The sequence below is a fragment of the Humidesulfovibrio sp. genome (genome assembly GCF_031082295.1).
Classification (GTDB): Bacteria; Desulfobacterota; Desulfovibrionia; order Desulfovibrionales; family Desulfovibrionaceae; genus Humidesulfovibrio.
Map to the genome: position 1 here is coordinate 1 of NZ_JAVHLD010000029.1, position 22866 is coordinate 22866.

Genomic DNA, 22866 nt, shown 5'->3' on the forward strand with positions numbered 1-22866 from the left:
ACCGCCCCGCACTCCGCCGGGAACCAATGGGGTGTCCAGAGGGCCTCAGGCCCTTTGGCGGGGAGCACAGAAGAATTATCTTACCCAAAGCGAAACAAACTTCGCCAGCAATTTCTGGCAATTGTCGCTTTTGGCGTCGTCAGGCACGGCCTGACCCCCAAAAAACTCCTGGCATCATGAAAAGACGAAGCCGCAGGATGCTCTCATGAAAAATACAAACCTCACCCCACCCACGGCGTCACAGGCATACATTTATATCCGACTGTCATCCCAGTCGCAAGCATGGGGCGACGGCGAACGGCGGCAGCACGACGCCGCCATGCGGTTCGTCGAAACCCATAACCTGCCGGTTGCCGAGACCTTGCAAGACATCGGCGTGTCGGCATTTCGTGGCGACAACGCGCTGACGGGTGAGCTCGGCCGCTTCCTCCAGCGATGCGAGAGCGGTGAAGTACCGCCGGGCTCAGTGCTTGTCGCGGAATCCCTTGACCGTTTGACCCGCAACCGTGTCAACGAAGCACTGCTGTTGTTGCTCAATATCACCCAGCGTGGTGTCAAAATCGGCCTCACAGCGCAAAACGTCATCCTGGACCTCGCCTCGTACGCGGCCTTCTTCCCGATCCTGGCGGACATGATGCGTTCGAACAGCGAGAGCGAGCACAAGTCTTTCCGGTCGCTTGCGAACTGGCAGACAAAGCGCAAATTGGCAAAGACCGGCGTCATCGTGACGAGCCAGGTCCCGCGCTGGCTTGAAGCTCGCGACGGCAAGATTCATGTGCTCGAAGAGCGAGCGCAGCTCGTCCGTCGCATCTTCGACATGTACGTGAGTGGCTACGGGCGTGGCGTCATCGCCCGGACCCTCATAAAGGAGGGCATTCCGGCTTGGAATACTCGCAAACCCGTGTGGCACGAAAGCTACGTCAACAAGCTCCTGTGCAATCGCGCTGTCGTCGGCGAATACATCGCTGAATTCAAGACCGAAGAGGGCGTCATGGGGCAGGAGGTCATTGTCGGCTACTACCCCGAGGTCATTGACCGTGCGACGTTCGACCGTGTTCAGGACATGGCGTTCCTTCGCAAGAAAGGGCAGCGGGGCAGGAAGGGCAAGAAGTTCGCGAATCTCTTCCAGAAGCTTGCGCGTTGCTCGGTGTGCGGCGGAACCATGGGCTATCACAACGCCACAGTGGACAAGACGAGAAAGAACGGCGTCAGGCCGTGGGCGCATTACCTGACGTGCAACTCCGCTCATGCCGGGCACGGCTGCGCAAATCGTCGGTACTTCAACTACCTCTATCTCGAGAACTTCGTGCTCTCCGGCACGATGGACGACCTCGACATCGTCGCTGCCGTTGGCATTCACAGCACCGCCCTCAAACAGCACACGGACCGCATCGCCGCCCTCGAGGCGCAGCTGGAAAATGCGGACGCCAGGATCCAGAAGCACGTGGCCCTGCTCGTCGACAATGACCTCGCAGAGCTTGAAGAGCTAGGCCAGCAGCTTGCCGAGCTGAAGCGCAAGCGCGTCGCGCTGCGCGCGCAACTCATGAAGGCGCGCGCAGAGGCGACGGCAGCACGCCAAGCGGCGGAAGACTCAACTCAATTCCGTGGACGTTCCGACGCTGACGTGCTGTCATCTGACACTGGCCTGCCGGGATACGTCGACATGTCGGACGAGGCGGTATACGCGCGCCGTGCGCGCATCGCGATGCAACTGCGCAGCGTTGTCGAATCCGTCACGTGCAGCCCGGACAAGGGCGTCAAGATCGTGATGAAGAGCGGCACGACGTACGAGCTGGTTGAAAAAGAGTGGATCTGCACGAAGCAAGGCCCGCTCACGCCTGCTGGCAAGTCGGCGGTCGCACGCTTCTTCGTTGGCCGCGCGACGTGGCAACTCGGGCAGGTGGAGGAGTCAGATCCCGACGGGCGTGAGGATGGAGCCGGTGGTTGCTCCGAGCACTCCTGCGGCGCCGCCAAGGGCAAGAGACCCCCTAAAGCCACAAGCCAAAGGCCCCGGAGCGTCGCCACCCCGGAGCCTCACGAACTCTGCCGGAAAGTGCCGAGTCTACTCGGCCGGAGCCGGGTCCATCCAATGCTCAAAGAATGGGCGCAGGAACATATGGTCGGCGCTGACACGCTTGCCAGACCTGCTCACGCCGTTCTTCCAGATGACAACGTCGAGTGCGGGGCCGGACTTGAGCGACAGCGCCTCACTTCCGGGGTTCTTGTCGATGAACCGCAAGACATGCTCCTGCGTGAGCGCGATGTGCTCGCGCCTGGGGAACATGGCTTCCATCCTCGCCGCGGATCGATGTGCTTTTTCGTCCGGAGCGGCGGGCAGCCAATCGGACCAGGCGGCGGCGTTCCTGCGCACGAAGCGCTCGGCCAGGGCGTCGGGGTAGGCGGCGGCAAGGATCACCCCGGCGGAACTCGCGAACGAAAGGATCGCGCTGGATGAGTTCCGCGCGAAATCACCATTCTCCCAGAGCAGCCCGACAGCGCGGAATGGCGGCTTGAGCGGGTCCACGGACGGGACGAGCATGCCATGCGTGGTCGCCAGCCTGGCCACTACATCGCCGTTCGGCGTCGGCCATGCGCCGTAGTTGTCCATGCCGTCCGCGAGCCGGAGCGACCTGTAGTCAAACAGCGTTCCGGTGGTATCCATTTCGAAGTTCGCGGCGGTGCCCTCATCGAGCGCTCGCACGATTGCGTCGCCTTGCGTCAATTCGCGAGCGTTGGCGATGCTGCGCGTCTGAAGCCGCACATTGTCGCGCACGGCGGTCCGAAACACGCGCCCATTTCGGTCGCGGCAGCCAACAAGCCGCACCGGGCCGTCAATCTCGACGATAAGCCACCGCGTTTGCACGGCCCGGCAGGGCGCGCCGGTGCGGCGTGACAGGGCGGGAACCACAATGCCATGAGAGAGAGTGAGCAGAATCCGCCTGGGTGCCGATTTGTTGGCCATGATCCATCTCCTGTTGAGGTGAAAGGGATCATGATCTCCCAGAGTACTACGGAAAAGTCGACCCAGAGAATCTGATATTCGAGAGTCTCGAGTGGCTGAATTTCTTGATGGTTTTTCTCTTGAGCGACGACAGGAGTAAGATTTTTTTTGGGACGCCCCGGGCGATGACCAGCAGCCGGGCATGACGGTCCCACTCCTCCTTATCCTCAGCTAGACCATCGCAACGAACACGGTAGCACGAGCACGACGTGCGGCAAGTCAACCCCTGACGGGGGCGGCTACGCCGCGCCTTGCCGCCCGTCGTTTGCTCGTGCAGCGCACCGCTATGGGGCGACGGTCGAAGATGCCTCGCCTCCGGCGGGGGCTCTGGTCATAGATTGTGTAGAGGTGGAGTACCCGCCCGTCTTGAAAGGGTGAGGGCATCTTCCACAGGGCATATGAGCGTTGACCGTCAGCGGAGTACCCATGCGCTTGCGTCCAGTTCTGGACGGCTAGCCGACCCGTAAGCGAGTGCCTGTAAACATCTGAAGTCGATCACTTTTTCCTGGGCTCCATTTGCGTTCTGTGCTATGGATCAATTTCCAAAACGCACAAACCAGCAAGGAGAAAATATGGAAGGAATCATACTCTGCGGAGTCGTTCTCGCCGCCATCGTGTTCCTCCGGAGCCAGGATCAGGAAACCGGGACGGGCGCTTATGCGGCGGTTCGTAATGACTCGAACGACGACAGTGCCGCTGACGCCTTCACCGCGACCAGCAGCACCTGTCTGTTTGAGCATTCGCCGTTTTCGAGCGACGACGACTGGCCGACCAACAGCGCGACGTACGACAGCACCATATCCTTCAGTTACGACTCGGATACGAGCCGGTGGACCGACCCTATGTACGCGTACGAGCCGGATAACATTTACCACGGCACGGTGATCGACCCAACTCACCACGACGACGACTGGTCCAGCAGCACATCCAGCTTCGACGACTCATTCTCGTCGAGTAGCTCGGACGATAGCTGGTCGAGCAGCAGCTCTACCGACTCGCTCTCCTCTTGCAGCAGCTTCGACGACTAGCCGCAAAATAACCACGCCGTACCGAGACGGCACAAAAATAGGGGGCCTTGCGGCCCCCTTTCTCGTTCGATGATCCATACTATTCGGAATCCTGCCTTGACCGACCTGGTCTCCTTTGCCCGGACGCATTTCCTCGTCCCGCCTGCCCTTCGCTTACAGTTCGGTAGCCAACCGAATCTTGCCACGGATTGTTCGTCCGTGGTCGGGTGCAGGCGTTGCCATTGCTGGGGGTTACAATGAGACCTCTGTGTCCTGCACGCCAGGACGGCGCACAGGGTACATCCTCGATTTCGCGGAAACGGCACTTTCCAAGCCAGCTGATAGCCAACTGATATCTTGTCAGTACGCCGTCGTGGGCTTTTACCCCACATGCCGATATCATCCGCCTTAGGCGCTATCTGTGCTCATGTTTTCACCGCCAGGGCATTCTTCCTGGCATCTGCTTCTTTCGGCCCCCGAGGTGTCACAGCGGGGCGTTACTCCAAGGCTAGTGCATGAGTTTTAGCGATAGTTCCTCTTGTCCCCGTAGCGGTGCGGGTCGGGCTTTCGCCCTTGAACGCAGCTGCTCTAACCGCATCGAGCTTATGCCGGGGGCCATCCGGTTTTCGCCTCGTGCGGTCGCTGCGTCCCTTTTCACGTCACGATCCAAGCCCGTGAGGGCGTAGGTGTCGTCCCGTGGCCCTGGGTACCAGGGCTTGCGGCATTCAACGAACGAAGATGAGATGGCGTTCTATGGCGCCGTGGAAACCAACGACAGCACGATGAAAGTTGTCCGCAATGAGGCCTTACACTTCATCGCACGTGAACTTGTGGACCCCGTACGCAGGAACGACACCATCGATTAGCCCTTGCGTGAGAACGTGCAGGCCAAGTTACAGGTGCAGGTTAAACCAAATCCTGCGCCAATACGGCTATCCGCCCGACAAACAGGAAAATAGACCTAGGCTGTGCTCGACTAGGCGGCGTTGCTGTCGAGTGAATGGGCGATGTGGGCATGTATGGTCCTTCCCGTCCGGTATGAGCATCATCTCTTGCCTCGTCCGACCGCGACGTGGCCCCCCCAAGGCACTTTATATCGCGCCGTCGGGCCTGACGACAAGCGCGCCCACCTATTCGTTAGGGTGTTCGCATAGATTCACTTCTCGCCCCCTATACAACGCTATCTCCTTCGGTTAAAGTTAATAAGAATCCTTCATTGTCTAGCGCATGTTGACATTCTCAGGAGGTCTCACCCATGCTTTCTGCCTTCCGCTCCCTGCCCATCCGCACCAAGCTGCTTGTGCTCATCGTGGTGCCGTTGTCCGCACTGCTGTTCTTCGCCATCCTCGCGATCCAGTCAAAGCGGGTCACCGTCACGGCTATGGACAACGTTGCTGAGCTCGCCTCACTCTCGGTGGACATCGGCAATGCCGCCCACGAGCTGCAAAAAGAGCGCGGGCTGTCCTCCGGGTATCTGGCCAGCAAGGGCGAAAAGTTTGGCCCGGAGCTGGCCGCGCAGCGCGGTGAGTCCGACAAGGTCGTTGAAACTTTGCGCAAGCACATCAAGGCCTTCCCTGTCGTCCGCTTCGCCCCGGAGCTCAAGCAGGCCATGGATAAGGGGGCCGCTGGCATGGAGGCCGTTTCCGGCAAACGCAGGGAGGTGGATACCAAGCCCCTGAAGCCCGCAGAGGCCATCGCCTATTACTCGGCCACCATTGCTGCCCTGCTTGACATTAACGCTTCCATTCTGCGCACCAGTGCGGATACCGAGGTTCTGAAGGCCATTGCCGCGTACGACGCCCTGCTGTGGGCCAAAGAATACGCGGGCCGAGAGCGCGCAACCCTGAACGGAGCCTTTGCACAGAACACGTTCCCGGCTGACCTGTTCAAGGGTTGGATCACCGTCCTATCCGCCCAGCAGGAGCGCCTGGCCGGATACCGCGCCTTCGCCTCGGAGGAGCAAACCACCTTCTACGACCAGAAGGTTTCCGGCCCGTTGGTGGAGCAGGTGGAACAGATGCGCAGGCTGGCGCTGGACAACGCCAGGGCAGAGGCCCTGGGGGGAGACGCCCCGGCCTGGTTCAAGGCATCCACCGGTCGCATCGAACAGATGCGCGAAGTGGAGGCGCGCCTCGCCATAGACCTTATGGCGCTGACCGCCCGGCGCGGGGCGGAGGCGCGCTTTGCCATGTACCTGTACATCACCATGAGCCTTGGCGCGGCCTTCGTCACCCTTGCCGTAGGCTTAATTGTGGTGCGGGCCATCAACACGCCGCTGGGCAGCGCAGTCGCCTTCGCGCAGGCGATCAGCTCAGGCAATCTGGATCACCCGCTGGATGTTCGGCAAAAGGATGAAATCGGCGTGCTGTGCGCCTCCATGACCATGATGGTTACCAACCTCAAGGCGAAGATCGCCGAGGCCAAGGAGCAGACCGAACTGGCGGCCCGCGAGACGGAAGCCGCGCGCTTGGCCCAGGCCGAGGCCGACGAGGCCCGCGCCCAGGCGGAACGCGCCCGGCGCGAGGGCATGTTGCAGGCCTCCAGCCGCATTGAAGGCGTTGTGCACAAGCTCACACTGGCCTCAGAGCAGATCGCCGCACAGGTGGAGCAGTCCAGCAAGGGGGCCGTTGTCCAGCGTGACCGCGTGACGGAGACGGCCACGGCCATGGAAGAGATGAACGCCACGGTGCTGGAGGTGGCGCAGAACGCCGGGCACGCCTCGGAAAGCTCCCACCGCGCCACGGAGATGGCCCAGGAGGGCGCCTCCACCGTGCGCAAGATGGTGCAAACCATTGCCGAGGTGCGCTCCCAGGCTCTTGGCATGAAGGAAAGCATGGAAGTGCTGGGCAAAAGCGCTGGAGGCATCGGGCAGGTCATGGGCGTAATCAACGACATCGCCGACCAGACCAACCTGCTGGCGCTCAACGCCGCCATAGAGGCCGCGCGCGCGGGCGATGCCGGGCGCGGCTTCGCCGTTGTGGCCGATGAGGTGCGTAAGCTGGCCGAGAAGACCATGGCCGCCACCCGCGAGGTGTCCGACGCCATCCGGGGCATTCAGGAGGCCACCACCCTGAACGCCAAGAGCGTAGAGCGCACCGTGGGCACCATAGAGGAGGCCAATGTCCTTGCGGACGATTCCGGCAAGTCGCTGGCGCACATAGTGGACATGGTGGAACAGTCCAACGACCAGGTGCGCGCCATCGCAGCGGCTGCGGAAGAGCAATCCGCCGCCAGCGAGGAGATCAACCGCTCGCTGACAGACATCAACGCCATTTCAGCCGAGACGGCGGACGGCATGCGTAGCTCCGCCCGGGCCGTGGCGGAACTTTCCGACCAGGCGGAGGATCTTGGACGACTCGTCGCCGAGATGGCCGCCGAGGGACGCGGATAGCAGCACCCACAACAGCGGAACGGAAAGGGCCGGAGGCGCGCAGTGGCGTCTCTGGCCCTTGTGTTTGCTCAGGGGGCCGTAGGCTATGCACGGAGGCGAGGAGGCGTCGACCTCCCGCTTGAGGTCCGCCACCTGAGCGAGCCACTTGCTGGTCTGGACAGTCAGTTTGCGGATAGCCGTGGTGGTTTCCTGCATGCTGTTGGTCGTCTGCGTGTCGATGCCGTTTCTCTGCTCAACGGCCTAGTTGGTCTCCTTGCTCGCGGCGGGCTGTTCCTCTGCGTCGGTGGTGGTGCCTCGCACCTACCGGGCCGTGCTCTGGCTCATCTTGACGATCTCGCCCAAGGCTTGGCTGGATACACCGCAAGCCTCACAAGGAGCAGTAAAGATGATACAGAAGGGCGATGTGTACATGTTGTCCGCTTTGGACAACAGCGGGTTCGAGGTCTGCCTCGGCGTGTTTGCTTCAAATGAGGAGTGCATGGATATCTGCGAGCTCACCATGCGTGAGGAAGCGGCTAAAGTGTTGAGCCCGGGTTTTGTCAAACTGATCAAAAGCACAGATGGCAAGGCAATGAAACTCTGGGGCAAATCGTGCTTCGTGCCGGCGGTCATCGTGCTCTGGATCTATGTCACGAAAAACCACCCGGTTTATGGCAGACGCGGTTTCTGTCCTACTGCCAAGGAGGTCTACGAGGACGCAGCTGAAGCGATTAAGGCGCGCGATGAATGGCTGGCAGAGCCTGGCGTGGATTCCGTCGACATGGTGACTGTGCCGCTCTACAAGCATATCGCGCCGGGTGAGGATAATAATCATCTGCAGGACATCCTGCGCCAGCTTCGAGACGATCCAAACGAATGGTCGTAACATGCACACAACGAGAAAGGGGGCCTTTCGGCCCCCTTTTCGTTTGATGATCCATGATTCGGAATCACTGCCAAGACCGACCTGGTCTCCTTCGCCTCGGCGCATTTTGGCGCCGCGTCTGTCCTTCGCTTACACGCTGGTAGCCAACCAGCAATTGCCCCAAACTATTTACCTGGGGTCGGACGCAGGCGTTGCCCTTCCGGGAGGTTACTACGAGACCTCTGTGTCCTGCTGACTTGGGTAGTCGACAGGTTTCATCCCTGATTCAACGGACGCAGCACTTTCAAGCGAACGGTTTGAGAACCGATACGCTTGAAGTACGCTGCTGTGAGCTTCTGCCTCACATGTCGCTATTCGCTTTAGGTGCCTTCTGTGCCCGAGCCTTCACGTCTGGGGCATTGCTCCCAGAATGCGCTCCTTTCAACTTCCGAGGTGTCGCAGCAAAGTGTTACTACGGCGTTATCTCTCGGGTTTTAAACGAAGGTTCCTCTCGTCACCATTGCGAACCGGGTCGGGCTTTCGCCCTTTTCCGAAGCTGCTCCAACTGCATCGTGCTTATCTCCAGGAGCCACCTGGTTTCGTCACGCGCAGCCGCTCCGTCCCTAACGCGTCACGGCCCATGCTCATAGAGCGAAGGTACCGTCCCGCGACCCTAGTTTCTAGGGCATACGACATCCCGCCTATCCAGGCGCACCAACTCTTGGGAAGCATGAACTCAACGACACTTCACACCTTCCGCTAACGCAAAAGTAGCTTGTGGCGCTGGTTCCCGAACCGTACAGGCGCGTTTCCGTCGCATACGGCTCTCCGGTTGCGAGCAAACTTGATGAGACCGTCGTTGGCTAGACGACGGTTACTGGTTGGCTACCAGAAGTTTGCTCTCGGTCAAAACGGCAGGGTTACGATTCCGATGGCATGGCGAAGACGAGCGCCTTGGTTTTGGAGCGCACGTCTCCTGATCTATTTCCTCCTTCATGTACGGGTTCACGCACCCTTCTGCGGCTCGTGGTGACGTCACGGCGGGCCGTGCTGGTTTGGCGGCCAGCTTCAAGCGATGCGGGTCTGCGTCCATCATACCACCTCTGGCCAGACGCTGCGCAAGGGCAGTCGGCGCGAAAGGCTCGAAGACAGTCCACCTCAACAATGAAGCCGTTTTCATATGTAATTATTGTACGTTGCATGACATCGAATGGACTAACCACATCACAGCGAGCCATGGCAGGGCGAAAAATATTTTGGGTGCCCCCCACATTTCACATTGACGGATTTCTCTGGCGCGACCAGACGTGATTTCATGGCCCCTCTCTCCGCAACCTTCAACCAGTATACGGAGGTATACATGCCCATTCTCAAGAAGTCGCCAAAGGCCGAGGCTCAGCTCAACGTCAAGATTAGCGCCCAGACACACGCCCGGTATCTGGCAGTCAAGGAGGCATGCCGCCAGAAGAGCTGGGAGTTTACGCTCCAGCCGGAGTTCGAAACGTGGCTGAACGTACAGCTCGCCGCGGCGGAAAAGGAGCTTGCCGCTGCCGACAAGACCGAGGCTAAGTCGGCTACCCAGGCGGACGCGAGCGCGTAGCGGTGGGCATCGTCCGGGAACCTCATCGGCCAGGGCCGGGTGACGTTGCGCTTGTTCGCAGAGCGCAGCGCTCCCTTGCCCTGGCCGGGCGCCACCATGATCTGATGCGGTACCTCGAACGTGACAGCTTTCAGACCGTCGCCGGGGCACTGGTCGAGCGCTACATGCCGCGCTCGACGAAGAAGCAGCTTGAGATAGCCGACGTGTTTCGCGAGCTCTACGCCACCTGGCTTGTCCTGGCGCCAATCGCCAACAGGGCCCAGGGGTATTGGCGGCCCTGGTGGTCGCCGGGCATCATGACCAGCTGGATGCGTATCCAGTCCAACCGCTTCCATCGCTTCTGGCTCGGGGCCGTCCCCTACGATTGGGCTACCGCGCAGGTGGCCTCTGGTGCGGCGGCGCACATCACCGACGAGGCGTTCATCGCCCACGCGCAGGGCCTGCTTGACCATGCGACGGGGGACACGCTGCGCGCCAGCTTCGCCCGATACGTCCTCGGCAGCTTGGTCTGGCGGCACGCGTCCGAGGCTGTGTTGCCTGTCGCCCGCGAATACCACGCCGGTATGTTGTGGTCAGAAGACGGCTGCTGGCTCATGGCCGCGAAACCGTTCGAGGAGAACGGCGCAGTGTGGTGCGATCTGCGCGAGCGTCCGGTGGATATCATGCATTGGTCGGCACACGTAGCCGACGGCTTGCTGCACATCAAGATGAATGAAGCAGCGGTGCAGCGGTTCAAAGAGAGCGTGCGGGTGGCGCTGGCATCGGACGCCTTGCCGGAGCACAAACTCCGCCACATCAACGCCACCGCGCGTAGCTTCCATCATTTTGCGCGCTACGCGTTCGATGCCCGGCAGCAGGCGCAAGAGCTTGAGGCATGGGTATGGCGGCGCGCTTCACGGCACATCGTGCAGAATACGCCTGCATTAGCCCAGCGGTACTTCAACCTCCGGCTGGCCCAGTGGGACACCCGGCTGCACTTTGAACGAAAGTCGTACCTGCTTGACCGGGATGTCTCCGAGGAACAGTGGCTATATCTGTGGAATCCGCGGCGCTAGACGGAGGGTACGACCATGAGTCTGAATTACGACAAAGATGGCTTCAAACTGTCTATCACTGCCGGAGTGGCGGACGAAGCTAAAGGCAAACGCCGGTGGACGCGGGTGTCGGCGAGCCTCATGGGATTTCCCTGCTCCGACCTTGAGGCGCTGGCGTCCCTCAAGGCATGCCTCGACTGCTTCCGCCGGGGGCAGATTGTGAAAGCCGAGCCACAGCTGCTGCGTGGCACGGGTGAAGATGGCGTGCTGTTCGCTCTGCGGCAGAAAGACAAAGTGCAGTATCTGCACGTGCAGCGCGTGGCCGATGGCCGCCTAGTCACCGAGGCGTACCTCGCTCATCTCGACGTCGCCCGGCTTGAGGTTGTTGTCGGCAAGGCGCTCCAGTTTCTTGCTCCTGCAACTGTCTGGGGGCCGGAGTAGTAAAACAAGCGAAGCGGCAGGGGCGTTCGCCAGGGATCGACCATCAGCCTCAAACTCATTTCGCGGCTGCGGCCTGTCTCGACCGAGAAGATTGGCCCGCCCCTGCGCACGCTCCGTGCCTGGCGGAAAAAGTGCCGTTTCGATCCCAACAAGGCAGGGCTGCTTGTGAAAGTCGGAAAGCTCATGTCCTCCGAGTGGAGGAAAGCCATTCCGTGCTTCGCCTGGCACAGCCGCGCGTTTGCAGGCTTTGCAGCAGTGATTCGCCCCCGCAAAATATCTTTCAATTTTCTGCAGAAAGGCCTCTTTCTGCCCTGGACTTCAGCTCTTGCGCGATGGTTTCATTCAATCACGGGCCCAGATCCGAACAGAGGAGGAAAACGAATGATCAGACGATTGGTCGCATCTGCGACGCGCTTCAAAGCTGCGTTGGCGAAGCGCTTGTTCGCGCGGCGTCTCGTGCTCCGCCGCGAAACCAACTTTCTCCACTCGTCCTTGGCGTATGCCAAGATCACTGTGGAGAAGCCGCGAATCCGGTGACCACCGGCAGCGCGGCACAACGTATGTGAGCCCTGGCTCACCGGCAGGCCGTAAGGCCCACCATCGCCTCGTCGGCAATCCCAGCCCTTGCAACTGGATTCACGGCAGAACGGGGCGCAACTGTAGTCTCCCACCCCACCATAAGGCGGCCCGAAAGGGCCGCCTTTCCCATTCGCGAAACAGTGCCACCTTCGCTACGGGGACACCGCCCCAACAGCCCCCGCCTCGCTCGACTCCGCCACCACGCCCAGCTTCTCGATGCCCACGCTCTTGATCTCGCCCATGACCTTGACCACCACGCCGTAGGCCACATCCTTGTCGGCGCGCAGGTACAACTGCTTGTTCTGCGACACCACCAGGTTCTGCAAATGGTTGCGCAGGTCCTCAAAGGGCACGTTGTACTCGTCGAGGTAGATCGCGCCGTCCTTCTTGATCGAGAGCACCAGGTGGTCGCTGCCCGCGGGCAGGGTGCGCACGCTTCTGGTCTTGGGCAGGTCCACGTCCACGCCCTGGGTCAGCATGGGCGCGGTGACCATGAAGATGATGAGCAGCACCAGCATCACGTCCACAAATGGCGTGACGTTGATTTCGGCCATGAAGCGGCCCGTGCCGCCCACGCTGGCGCCCACAGTCAACCGTCCTTCCGGGCGTCATGGCCCCAGCTCACCTCGCGCTCCACGCGGTTGAGGAAGGCGCCTGCGAAGTTGACCATCTCGGCCTCCACGTCGCCCAGTCGGGCCAAGAGCGAGTTGTAGGCGATGGTGGCGGGGATGGCCACCACAAGGCCGATGGCCGTGGTCACCAGCGCCTCGGAGATGCCCGGGGCAACCGTGGCCAGCGCAGCGGATTGCGACAGCCCGATGGAGTGGAAGGCGTGCATGATGCCCCACACCGTGCCGAACAGGCCGATGAAGGGCGCGGAGTTGGCGCAGGTGGCCAGGAAGGACAGGGACGCGCCCAGGCGCTTCATCTCGTCCGTGATGCCCCTGCGCAGAACGCGCCTGAGCGTGTCTGCAGCCAACGCGCGCTTGCGGTCCGGTTCGACGTCGGCGCGCTCCAGCTTGCGCATGGAGGCCACGGCCAGCGCGCCGACCCGCGCCAGCGGGGATTCCGCGTCGCGGCCCAGGGCCTGGAGCGCGGCGGCGAAATCCCCGGCCTCGCCGAACAGGGCCGAGCCCTCGGCCACCTGCTTGCCCGCTCTGCGGTAGGCTATGAGCTTCTGTAGGATGATGGCCCAGCTCCACAGGCTCATGAGCACGAGAAAGACCAGCACGATCTGCACGCCCAGGGTTGCCCCCAGCATCATGCCCAGAAAACCGGACTCGGGAATCATGGTCAAAGCCCCTCCAGGCCCAAGAGGTTGCTATCGCCCATCCAGCGCGAAGCGCACCGGCAGGGTCATCCAGATGCCCACCGGCGCGCCTTTGAAAACTGCAGGCTCGAAGCGCCACTTGCGGGCGGCCTCCACGGCCTTTTCCTCGAACACGCCCGCAGGCTCCGCCGCCTGCACCTGCACCTCGCGCACGCCGCCCTCGGCGTCGACGAAAAGCCGCAACGTCACCTGGCCGGAGATGCCGCGCCGCCGCGCATCCATGGGGTAGAACGGCTTCACGCGCTTCACCGCCACGGGCATGCGGTCCACGGCGATGCCGCCCTGGCCCGTGCCGCTGCCGACGGATTGGCCGGAGCCCGTTCCCTGGCCGCCGCCCGTGCCGCCGCCCGCCCCTCCAGTGGAGGCTGTGGTCGCCCTTCATGATGGCCTCCTTGGTGGTCATGGTGCATCACTTCTGGCTCCAATATAATGCCGTGACGCGCACGGGTACAGCCCCAACTTTTGTGTTGCCAATCGAGTTATACGGAGGAACCATTCATCCTGCTTCCATAATTCGAAAGCCAGCTGGACACTAGACAACTATTCAATTATAGGTTCTTGACTTTCAAAGAAACCTCATGATTGAATCATTCAGGGCAGCATAAGATGTGAGCGCAACCTCAAATAAACGCAGAAGGGGCACAGAGTGAACGGCGAGATCGAAGCATTTGTTGATACGCTGAACCTGGACGAATTGGTGGAGCTTCAGGCTGTTGTATCCAGAAGGATCGAAGCGCATTTGCCAAAGCAAATGCGCATCGTGCAGGTGTTTAGAGGGTACAACGAGAAACGTTGCTCAAAGCCGTGGATAGCCGCAGTGACGTCTTGGCCTGTTGGCAGAAGTCCGGTCCTGCACTTCGGAGAATACCTCGGAACAGATGCTGGAGGCCCTGCCGAGATTTTGGCCAGGCCGGGTGATGTCGTCAGGTGGGGACAAAAAGACAATCGGAACGAGAATCATACCGTTGCGAACTGGGGGGTCGTCGAGGCGGATGGAAGCATCCGCAAATGTTCTAAAGAAGAGGCTCGTGAGGCTTTCGGAAGCTGAACATGCTGGCAGGCTCGACCCCGTCAGAGCACTTACAACTTGCCAAGGCAGACTCCCACCTAGGGCATTGCCACGAGGATATTCTCAACTCGTCAGATCGTTGGCCGTAGCAGAAAAGGGGGCCGCAAGGCCCCTCTTTTCACTCTATCTGGTGCGGCTCCAGTGCCAGCCTCGCCCTCCGCTCCTGCCAGTCCGGCATGAGGGTGGAGAGCAACTCGTAGAATTCTGTGGTGTGGCCGTGGTGCCGCAGGTGGCACAGTTCATGGGCTATCACGTACTCCACGCAAAGCATTGGCGCCCTGACCAGATGCCTGTTGAGGGTAATCGTGCCGGCACGCGAGCAACTGCCCCACCGGCTGGACATGGCCCGCACAGTGACACGCTCCGGTGCGCCAATGCCATGTGCGCCGTACCGCGAACTCAACTCGTCGAGGATACGGCCAAAGACAACACGAGCGCGGTGCAGGTACCACAGGTCAAGAAGCTCACGAACCTTTTCGCTGTGTGGGGGATTGGCGGTCGTCACCTCGAGGAATCGGCCAGCAAGGCGGACATCATTCCGGTCGCCCTGGCGGACCCGAAGCCTGTAGTTGCGTCCAAGGTATTTGTGGGTCTCCCCGCTGACATGCTCGCGGGGAAGCGCCAACCGCCTCACTTCGCGAAAGCGTTCAAGATGGCGAAAGATCCATGTCGACTTCGCCTGGGTACGGGCCGTGATAAGGGCGAGCGGCGTCCCTTGAGGAGCCCGAACGCTCACGAGGCCCTCGGGGCGCACGGATATGCGCAGAGTCCGGAACCCGTCAAAGACCACCTGCACTGGAATGCGATGGACTCCATGTACGATTTCAAGAATGGGTGTCATGCTCTCACTTGGTGCTGCGCTGTGGCGATGCGCATGCAGGCGTCGAGGATGGCGTCGATGACCGCTGGCGGAAGCACCAGTCCCTCGTCTCCATCGCCCGCGTCGAAAAACCAGTCGTCCATGCGCTGGAGCATGCTGTTCTTCACGTCTTCGTTGCTCGTCCAGTTTACCACGTTGAGTTCCTGGACGATGGCGTGCACGTTGAGCGCGGCCTCGACGCAGAACATCTCGACCTTCGCCGCCGGCTCTTGCGAGGAGCTTTCCTGGAAGTGCTGGCGCACCAGTTCGAGAATGCGCCCGTAATACGCCCGGGCGTCGTCCTCCGCGCGCAGACGTTCGGGGATGCCATCCACCACGCGATCTCGTACAGCCACCATCAGCTTTTTGACTTCCTTGAGGTACTCCGAGTCCTTGAGCCGGCCCTGCCGGAACGCGTCGATGGCCGACTTCAGCAGCTCGGAAAACTTCCGGTAGAACGCTGGATCCTCTTCCATCTTCTCCGTGATGGTCAGCATGGTGCGGTGGGCAATGGCGTCAGCCTTGGCCCCGTCGCCATGAACACGTTCCACCTCACGCGCAAACCGCTCCTGGTCGAAGATGTTGACCGGCTCCGTGATCAGCTCGACATCGACCACGCCCACATGGGTGTTCACGATCTTCTGGATGCGTGCCTCGTACTCTCCATAGTCCACCGCCTCCGCGTAGCGCAGCCGGACCGCCCGGCGCAGCCGCTCGAAAAACAGCAGGTCCCGGCGGTAGCGCTCCTGCAACGCGGCGTCCGTCTGCTCCAGAAACGTCGCCGAGGAAAAGCTCAAGCCCACGCACCGCGCAAAGGCCGACAGCCGCTCGTAGAACCGCTGGCGCTCCTCGACGTCCGCGAGATGACGCTCGTAGGCCTCCTCGTCGCGCCTGTTGGACACGGTCTTGAAGACATCGAGCAGGGCGGCGTGCAGGCCCGGCAGGCGCACGGTCGCCTCGGAGACGTTGGCGACGATGCCCTGGAGCTGCTCCGGGTCGTAGTTCTCGGCGGCGAATTCCTCCATGGCCTTGGCGAGGTGGTCCAGCACGCCGACATAGTCCAGGATGTAGCCGTACTCCTTCCCCTCGTGCAGCCGGTTCACGCGGGCGATGGCCTGCAGCAGGGTATGGTCCTTCAGCGGCCGCGCGAGGTACAGCACCGTGTTGCGCGGCTCGTCGAAACCCGTGAGCAGCTTGTGCACCACTATGAGGATTTCCAGCTCCTCCCCGGACTTGAAGGCGTTGATGACCTGCTTGTTGTACGCTTCCTCCGTGCGGTAGCGCTCCATCTTCCTGCGCCAGAACTCTTGGACCAGCGTGGCGTCCTCGGCCCCATCGCCCTCCGGCTCGTCTCCTTTCTCCTCCGCACGTGTCTGCGGACCGGAGATGAGCACTTCGGAGGTCACCAGGCCGTAGCTGTCGAGCGCCTGCTTGTAGCGGATGGCCGCGGCCTTGGACGGCGCCACAAGCTGGGCCTTGAAGCCCGTGCCCTGCCAGTTCTGCTCAAAGTGCAGGCTCACGTCCATTGCGACTTGGTTGATGAAGTTGCCGATGCGCGGGATGTGCCCTGCGCTGGCGAACTTGCGTTTGAGGTCGGCGCGCTGCTCCTGGGTCAGGCCGCGCGTGATGAGCTCGAAGGCCTGGTCCAGCGGCGTTTCGCTCGGCGCAAGGTTCACGTGCCGACCCTCGTAGAGCAGCGGCACCACGGCCTGGTCGGCCACGGCGTCCTTGATGGTATAGGAATCGATGATTCCGCCGAACTGTCGGACCACGCTGCCGTCCTTCTTGTGCACCGGCGTGCCGGTGAAGCCGATGAAGCACGCGCGCGGCAGCGCGGCGCGCATCCAGGCATGCAACTTGCGGAAGTTGGAGCGGTGCGCCTCGTCCACCAGCACGAAGATGTTGGCGGCGTCGAGCTTGAGCTTGGCCTTGGTGGCGGCGTCCTCGAACTTGTGGAGCACGGTGGTAACGATGGGCTTGCCGCCCTGCTCCAGCTTGCGCGCTAGGTCGCGGCCGGAGTCCGCCTGCTCCAGGTGCAGGCCGCAACTGCGGAATGTGCCGTAGATCTGGTCGTCCAGGTCCGTGCGGTCCGTCACCAGCACGATGCGGTAGTCGCCGATGTCCGAAGCGAGCGCGATGCGCCGGGCCAGCATGACCATGGACAGAGACTTGCCGCTGCCCTGGGTGTGCCAGACCACGCCGCCGGGCCGCGTGCCATCGGGCCGCACGGCCCGGATGCGCTCCATCATCCTGCGCAGGGCGAAGAACTGCTGGTAGCGGGCAACCTTGCGCTGGCCAGCGTCGAACACCGTGCAGTGGTACACCAGCTCCAGCAGCCGGGCGGGCCGGCACAGGCTCCATAGGGCCGCGTCCTGCGCCGTTGGGGTGCGCTCCCCGGCCTCCCACTCTTCGATGTAGGGCCGCCAGTGCGTGTAGGGTTTCTCGAACAGGGCCTCACGCTCCGCCACGGGCAACGGCGTATTGATGAGCACGCGCAACGACTCGTCCAGGCGCTCCGGCGGCAGGTCCTTCTCCTTCCACACGCTCCAGAACTTGGCCGGGGTGCCGGTGCAACCGTACCGGGCCTCGTTCTTGGTCAGGGCCAGCAGCAGCTGGGCGCAGGCGTAGAGGCTCGGGGCCTGGTCCTCACGCTGCTTGAACAGGTGGTCGGCGATGGCGGCCTTGAGCGCGTCCTTGTCGTCCGGGCGCTTGCACTCGATGATCACGAAGGGGATGCCGTTGACGAAGAGCACGATGTCCGGCTCCAGCACGTCGGCCGAGGCGGTCTTGGCCACGGCGTACTCGCTGGTGACGTGGTACACGTTGGCCTCGGGCCGCTCCCAGTCCACGTAGCGCATGGTGAAGCTCTTGGAGTCGCCGCCGACGAGCTGCTTGAAGCTCTTGCCGTAGCAGAGGATGTCGTAGACGGCGCTGTTGGCCTGCAGCACGGTCGTGTCCTTGGGGTCGGCCACGGCGGCCACGGCGGCGGCGATGTTGGCCTCGGAGAACTGGTGGGTGCGGCCCTTGTACTCGATGCTGTTGAGACGGCGAAGCTGCTCGGCCAGCACGTCACGCAGCACCACCTCGCGCGCGCGGCCGCCGCGCAGCCGCCTGGCCTCGGCCGGGGGCAGGTAGCTCCAGCCCAGGCGCTGCAAGGTGCGGATGGCCGGAATGTGGCTGGTGGACGCTTCGTTGAAGATGGCGCTGTCGGACATGGGGCCTCCTGGGGCCGGGCGTTTAGGGAACCCGGACCTTGCCTGTGAGCAACTGCTGCATAAGCCCGCGCTTCTGGCGCTTCAGGGCGTCCAGCTCCGCGCGGTGCAGGGCGATTTCGCGGTCGGCGTCTTCGAGCACTTCCACGATGGCGCGCTGCTCGCGAATGGAGGGAAGCGGGATGCAGATTTCCGAGAAGTGGCTCCAGCGCAGGCTCCCACGCCGGTCCACGGAGGCGTTCGTGTGCTTTTGGAACAACTGCCTGTACCACTCCGTTTTCAGCAGCCGGAACAGGAAGGAGTCGTCAACCTGCTCCGTGGTCTGAAAGACGGTGTAGATGGGACTGATGAGCGCCAAATCGTAGAGGTCCTGGTAGCCGATGGAGCCTTCCTCGATGTGGTTGGTCGCGTAGGCGAACGTTCCCCGCGGCACCAGTTTGTAGGCGCTGGTCTCCTCGCTGAAGACTCGTTTGCCGAAGTAGTCCAGCGAGCTGACGAGCCCCTGGTGCTTGGTGCAGGACAACACCGGCAGATCCGCCGCATCGGAGTTCCGGCCGGTGAGCTCGCGGCAGACCTTGCCGATGCGGACATAGGCCCAGTCCTTCGGCAAAGGATACGGATGCGTCGGCACGGTTCCTGGCTGCTTTACGAACCCCGGCAGCCGCGCCTTGCCCGTCAGCAGCCGCTGGGCCAGCGCTTGGCGGCGGCGTTGCTTGGCGGCGATGAGCTGCTCACAAAGCATGATAGCCTCGTCACCGGACGAAAGGACTGCCGCTATGGCTCGCTGCTCCACGAGGCTCTCGGGGATTACGAGGACAACACTTGAATATGCTCCAACATTCAAATGCCGGATTGCGAGTCCACCCTCCATGGCGCTAACCTGCCGCTTAACGAGCGAAGAATTGTTGAGATTGCAGAGTAATTCAGGAATGATGCGCCCTGTGTTGGGCCGAGCAAAAACAATATCAATGCAGTTAGAACCCGCATGGGCCTTATCGACAACGCACGAGATGCCGGGCGCACCAGACCGCACGAGCAGGACATCTCCCTCTTTGAGGATGGACTTTTTGTTCGTCTTGTGCCCTGACTCCGAAATATACACCCAATCCGAGTCGTCGATTTTTCCTTCTTTGATGTTGGCGGACCTAAAGGCCTTGATGCCTTTTCCAGGAGCGACATAGTACTGCGTGGGCTTAACGACGATCCCAACACGAATTTCTGTGCAGAGCTCGTCCAGGGGGAACTCTTTCCAGCCTGCCGGAATCATTTCCCTCTCCCCAGCCGCTTCACGGCCCTGTCGAAGTCGCCCTCCAGGCTGGCCTCATCCGTGCGGCGGCGCTCCTCGAAGCGTTCGTACTGCCGCTCGGCCCTGGCCTTGGCCAGCACGGCGGAGATGCTGCCCGCATTGTCCAGCACTTCCCGCTCGTTGAAGCGCAGGAAAGCGTTGAGCCGCTCTATCCAGTCCTTCATGTGCATGGCCACATGGCGCGTGGCCTGGTCTTCGGCGAAGTCCAGGTACATGGTGACGATGCGGTTCAGCCCCCGCAGTTCCTCCTCGTTCAGGTAGTTCTTGGCCACGTGCACGTCGGCCTTGCGCACCTTGGCCCCCTTCCAGGAGGTGAGGCCCATGTTGGGTGCGTCGGCGTCCGCGCGGCGGGCCACAATCTCGGCGGCGGTCTGCCCGGTGATGGCCCAGTGCAGCTTGTTCTGAACCGTGGCGAAGAACTCCTGGCTGATGGGCGCGTGAGCGTCGTAGTCCACGGAGGTGGCGTAGATGTCGGTGATTTTCTGGTAGAAGCGCTTCTCCGAGCTCCGTATGTCGCGGATGCGCTCAAGCAGCTCGTCGAAGTAGTCCGCGCCGAAGGGTGTAGCCACGGCCTTCAGCCGGGCGTCGTCCATGGTGAAGCCCTTGACCATGTATTCGCGCAACCGCTCCGTGGCCCAACGACGGAACTGCGTGCCCCGGTACGAGCGCACCCGGTAGCCCACAGCGATGAACACTTCAAGGTTGTAGAGCTTCGTTTTGTAACGTTTTCCGTCGGTTGCAGTTAGCAAATAGTATTTGTGAACTGCGGCTTCACCCAACTCGCCCTCTTTGAAGATATTGCTCAAATGGTGGCTGATGTTCTGGGGCGTCACTTGGTAAAGCTCTGCCATGTGCTTTTGCGAAAGCCAGACCGTGCCGTCTTCCAGGCGCACGTCGATGCGCGTCTGGCCATCCTCGGTCTGGTAGAGCAGAATCTCGGACTGCGTGGCGATCTCGTCGGCCATGCTACTCCCCCTTGGCGGGCACGAGGCCCAACTGCGCGAGGTGCTCGTTCATTTTGGTCCGCACCTCGGCGAGGTCCACCTCCAGGCGGTCGATCTCCTTCTGCACCTGGGCGATGTCGATCTCCTCTTCTTCCTCGAAGGTGTCCACGTAGCGCGGGATGTTCAGGTTGAAGTCGTTGCCGCGAATCTCCTCCTGCGTGGCCCGGTGGGCGTACTTCTCCACCTCGGCGAAGGCCTCGAAGGTCTCCACGATGTGGGCGATGTGCTCATCGGTGAGGATGTTCTGGGTGCGGATGGACGCGAACTCGCGGCTGGCGTCGATGAACAGCACGTCCGTGCCGACGTGCTGCGCCTTGGCGCGGTCGAAGATGAGGATGGCGGCGGGAATGCCCGTGCCGAAGAAGAGGTTTGCGGGCAGCCCGATGACGGCCTTGAGCAGGTTCTCCTCCACCAACTGCCGCCGGATGGCGCCCTCCGCCCCGCCGCGGAACAGCACGCCGTGGGGCACCACCACGGCCATGCGGCCGGTTTCCGGCTTCATGGCCTCCACCATGTGGCTGATGAAGGCGTAGTCGCCTTTGCTCTTGGGCGGCACACCGCGCCAGAAGCGCTTGAACGGGTCGGCCGCCGCGTGCTCCGCGCCCCATTTGTCCAGGCTGAAGGGCGGATTAGCCACAACGATGTCGAAGCGCATGAGCGCGCCGCCGTCGAGGAGCTTGGGGCTGTTCAGCGTGTCGCCGCGCTCGATGCGCGCCGCGTCCATGTCGTGCAGGAACATGTTCATGCGCGCCAGAGACCACGTGCCGTAGTTGCTCTCCTGGCCGCAGAGGGCGAAGTCGCGCCGCTCCTGGTCCGTGGCGGCGGTGCGCTTGATTTCCTCGGCCACGCGGATCAGCAGCGAGCCCGAGCCGCAGGCGGGGTCGCAAATTGTGGAGCCGGGCCGGGGCGCAATGAGCCGCGCCATGAGCTGGGCCACCGGGCGCGGCGTGTAGAATTCGCCGCCCTTCTTGCCCGCGTCGCCGGCGAACCGCTCGATGAGGTACTCGTATGTGTTGCCGATGATGTCCTGGCCGCCCAGCCGCGACGGGCGCAGATCGAGTTCGGGCTTGTTGAAATCGCCCAGCAGGTTGGCGAGGCGGCGGTGGCGGTCCTTGGTGTCGCCCAGCACCTCGGAGTTGAAGTCGATGGTCGAGAAGACGCCTTCGAGCTTCTTGGGGTTGGCTTCTTCCAGCTTGGCGAAGGCGATGTTGAGCCGCTCGCCAAGGCTGTAGGGCTTCTCCTCATCGTGCGTGAGGTGTCCGGGGAGCTTCACCTCGGGCAGTTCCCGCTGCGCGTGGAGGCTGTAAAAGTCGCAGCCATCCGGGATGGTGAAACGCTCCCGCGCGATGGCGCGGGCCACACGGGCCGCGTCGCCATCATAACGCCCCTCATGCGCGGCTTTTTTCTCGAGCCACAGGTCGCTCATATACTTGAGGAAGAGCAGCGCGAGCACGTAGTCCTTGTAGAAAGCTCCGTCGAGGGCGCCCCGCAGGCTGTCGCAGGCCGACCACGCGGCGTTGTTGATGGAATCCTGGCTGATGGTGGTCATACGGGCGCTCCTAGCGGTTGACCGCGCGCTCGCAGGCTGCGCGGATGCGTTGCAGGTTGAGGTCGGCGACGCGGTTCACAAGCTCCCGCTCCTGGCGGGCGAGACGGTCCAGCGCCACGACATGCTCCTGAACCGCAGCAGGCGGAACAGGGACCGGAAGGGTCTGGACATCAGCCTTGCCCACCAGGGGCATGTGGCTGCCACGGCGGGCCTTCTGCTGCAGGTATTCCTGGGCCTCCGGCCGGTTTATGGCCCAGGCGAGGTATTCCGGCAAGACTGTCGTCGCGTCTTCCCGGGGGCGCAGGATGAAGAAAAAGCTGGGCGCGATGGTCGGGCGTTCGAATTTGGTGGTGATGGGCACCGCGTAGTTGACCTGACCACGAGCGAGAAACAGAACATCGCCCTCGTGGACGAGGTAACGCTCGGGCGGCGATGGTGGAAGGACAAGCGCGCGCTCATGGCCGTCTACAGCAAGGAACCGCCTGTCTGGCCCGATGTCCCTGATCATGATAACGGCATGGGTTCCGTCCGTTTCCGGCTCAATGCGCCCACGGAATTGCATGCCAAGCTGAATCTCGCAGAGTTCACCGATATTTTTTTTCATGGCTTCCTTGGCTTCCGCCGGGGGCCAATGCCCCCG

At 62.1% G+C, this 22866-nt stretch carries 19 protein-coding genes; 10 read left to right on the forward strand and 9 right to left on the reverse strand.

The annotated features are described in order from the left end of the window. Positions 1–205 precede the first annotated feature (205 nt). From RDU24_RS12850 to RDU24_RS12885, 9 genes are all read left to right on the forward strand, one after another. Positions 206–2455: a recombinase family protein gene (locus RDU24_RS12850; RefSeq protein ID WP_308736171.1), complete on the forward strand. Its 2250-nt coding sequence runs from the start codon at positions 206–208 to the stop codon at positions 2453–2455. 87 nt (positions 2456–2542) lie between these two features. After that, positions 2543–2893: a hypothetical protein gene (locus RDU24_RS12855; RefSeq protein WP_308736172.1), complete on the forward strand. Its 351-nt coding sequence runs from the start codon at positions 2543–2545 to the stop codon at positions 2891–2893. A 680-nt stretch (positions 2894–3573) separates the two neighbouring features. After that, positions 3574–4029, forward strand: a complete 456-nt coding sequence (locus tag RDU24_RS12860; RefSeq protein ID WP_308736173.1) for a hypothetical protein — start codon at positions 3574–3576, stop codon at positions 4027–4029. A gap of 722 nt (positions 4030–4751) precedes the next feature. After that, the gene (locus tag RDU24_RS16035) at positions 4752–4874 is read left to right on the forward strand and encodes a type I restriction enzyme endonuclease domain-containing protein (RefSeq protein WP_374989776.1); all 123 of its coding nucleotides are present in this window, start codon (positions 4752–4754) and stop codon (positions 4872–4874) included. 389 nt (positions 4875–5263) lie between these two features. Beyond that, the gene (locus tag RDU24_RS12865) at positions 5264–7399 is read left to right on the forward strand and encodes a methyl-accepting chemotaxis protein (RefSeq protein ID WP_308736174.1); all 2136 of its coding nucleotides are present in this window, start codon (positions 5264–5266) and stop codon (positions 7397–7399) included. A 385-nt stretch (positions 7400–7784) separates the two neighbouring features. Further along, positions 7785–8264, forward strand: coding sequence for a hypothetical protein (locus RDU24_RS12870; protein ID WP_308736175.1), 480 nt, complete (start codon positions 7785–7787; stop codon positions 8262–8264). 1339 nt (positions 8265–9603) lie between these two features. Continuing rightward, positions 9604–9843, forward strand: coding sequence for a hypothetical protein (locus tag RDU24_RS12875; protein ID WP_308736176.1), 240 nt, complete (start codon positions 9604–9606; stop codon positions 9841–9843). Between the two features lie 104 nt (positions 9844–9947). Next, positions 9948–10898, forward strand: coding sequence for a hypothetical protein (locus RDU24_RS12880; protein ID WP_308736177.1), 951 nt, complete (start codon positions 9948–9950; stop codon positions 10896–10898). Positions 10899–10913: 15 nt separating this feature from the next. Next, the gene (locus tag RDU24_RS12885) at positions 10914–11318 is read left to right on the forward strand and encodes a hypothetical protein (RefSeq protein WP_308736178.1); all 405 of its coding nucleotides are present in this window, start codon (positions 10914–10916) and stop codon (positions 11316–11318) included. A gap of 731 nt (positions 11319–12049) precedes the next feature. Here the strand turns inward: RDU24_RS12885 and tolR are convergent. The 3 genes from tolR to RDU24_RS12900 are packed head-to-tail and all read right to left on the reverse strand — an operon-like array spanning position 12050 to position 13488. After that, the gene (tolR, locus tag RDU24_RS12890; RefSeq protein ID WP_308736179.1) at positions 12050–12484 is read right to left on the reverse strand and encodes a protein TolR; all 435 of its coding nucleotides are present in this window, start codon (positions 12482–12484) and stop codon (positions 12050–12052) included. Between the two features lie 2 nt (positions 12485–12486). Continuing rightward, positions 12487–13188 (reverse strand): MotA/TolQ/ExbB proton channel family protein, encoded by a 702-nt coding sequence (locus tag RDU24_RS12895; protein WP_308736202.1) that lies wholly within the window; start codon positions 13186–13188, stop codon positions 12487–12489. Between the two features lie 30 nt (positions 13189–13218). Next, positions 13219–13488: an energy transducer TonB gene (locus RDU24_RS12900; RefSeq protein WP_308736203.1), complete on the reverse strand. Its 270-nt coding sequence runs from the start codon at positions 13486–13488 to the stop codon at positions 13219–13221. A gap of 385 nt (positions 13489–13873) precedes the next feature. Here RDU24_RS12900 and RDU24_RS12905 point away from each other — a divergent pair, with 385 nt between their 5' ends. After that, complete coding sequence (locus RDU24_RS12905) at positions 13874–14275, forward strand: hypothetical protein (protein WP_308736180.1); 402 nt, start codon at positions 13874–13876, stop codon at positions 14273–14275. 139 nt (positions 14276–14414) lie between these two features. Here the strand turns inward: RDU24_RS12905 and RDU24_RS12910 are convergent, their stop codons facing one another. From RDU24_RS12910 to RDU24_RS12935, 6 genes are all read right to left on the reverse strand, one after another. Beyond that, a complete protein-coding gene (locus RDU24_RS12910) occupies positions 14415–15137 on the reverse strand; it encodes a M48 family metallopeptidase (protein WP_308736181.1) in 723 nt (240 codons plus the stop codon). Beyond that, positions 15134–18370 (reverse strand): type I restriction endonuclease subunit R, encoded by a 3237-nt coding sequence (locus tag RDU24_RS12915; protein ID WP_308736182.1) that lies wholly within the window; start codon positions 18368–18370, stop codon positions 15134–15136. The genes RDU24_RS12910 and RDU24_RS12915 overlap by 4 nt, the downstream gene beginning before the upstream one ends. A 22-nt stretch (positions 18371–18392) precedes the next feature. Beyond that, a complete protein-coding gene (locus RDU24_RS12920) occupies positions 18393–19109 on the reverse strand; it encodes a restriction endonuclease subunit S (RefSeq protein ID WP_308736183.1) in 717 nt (238 codons plus the stop codon). Positions 19110–19630: 521 nt separating this feature from the next. Next, positions 19631–20638 (reverse strand): virulence RhuM family protein, encoded by a 1008-nt coding sequence (locus tag RDU24_RS12925; RefSeq protein ID WP_308736184.1) that lies wholly within the window; start codon positions 20636–20638, stop codon positions 19631–19633. A gap of 1 nt (position 20639) precedes the next feature. Continuing rightward, positions 20640–22226, reverse strand: a complete 1587-nt coding sequence (locus RDU24_RS12930) for a type I restriction-modification system subunit M (protein ID WP_308736185.1) — start codon at positions 22224–22226, stop codon at positions 20640–20642. 10 nt (positions 22227–22236) lie between these two features. Further along, positions 22237–22830 carry a restriction endonuclease subunit S gene (locus RDU24_RS12935; RefSeq protein WP_308736186.1) on the reverse strand — a complete coding sequence of 198 codons (594 nt, stop codon included), beginning with the start codon at positions 22828–22830 and terminating at the stop codon, positions 22237–22239. Positions 22831–22866 lie beyond the last annotated feature (36 nt).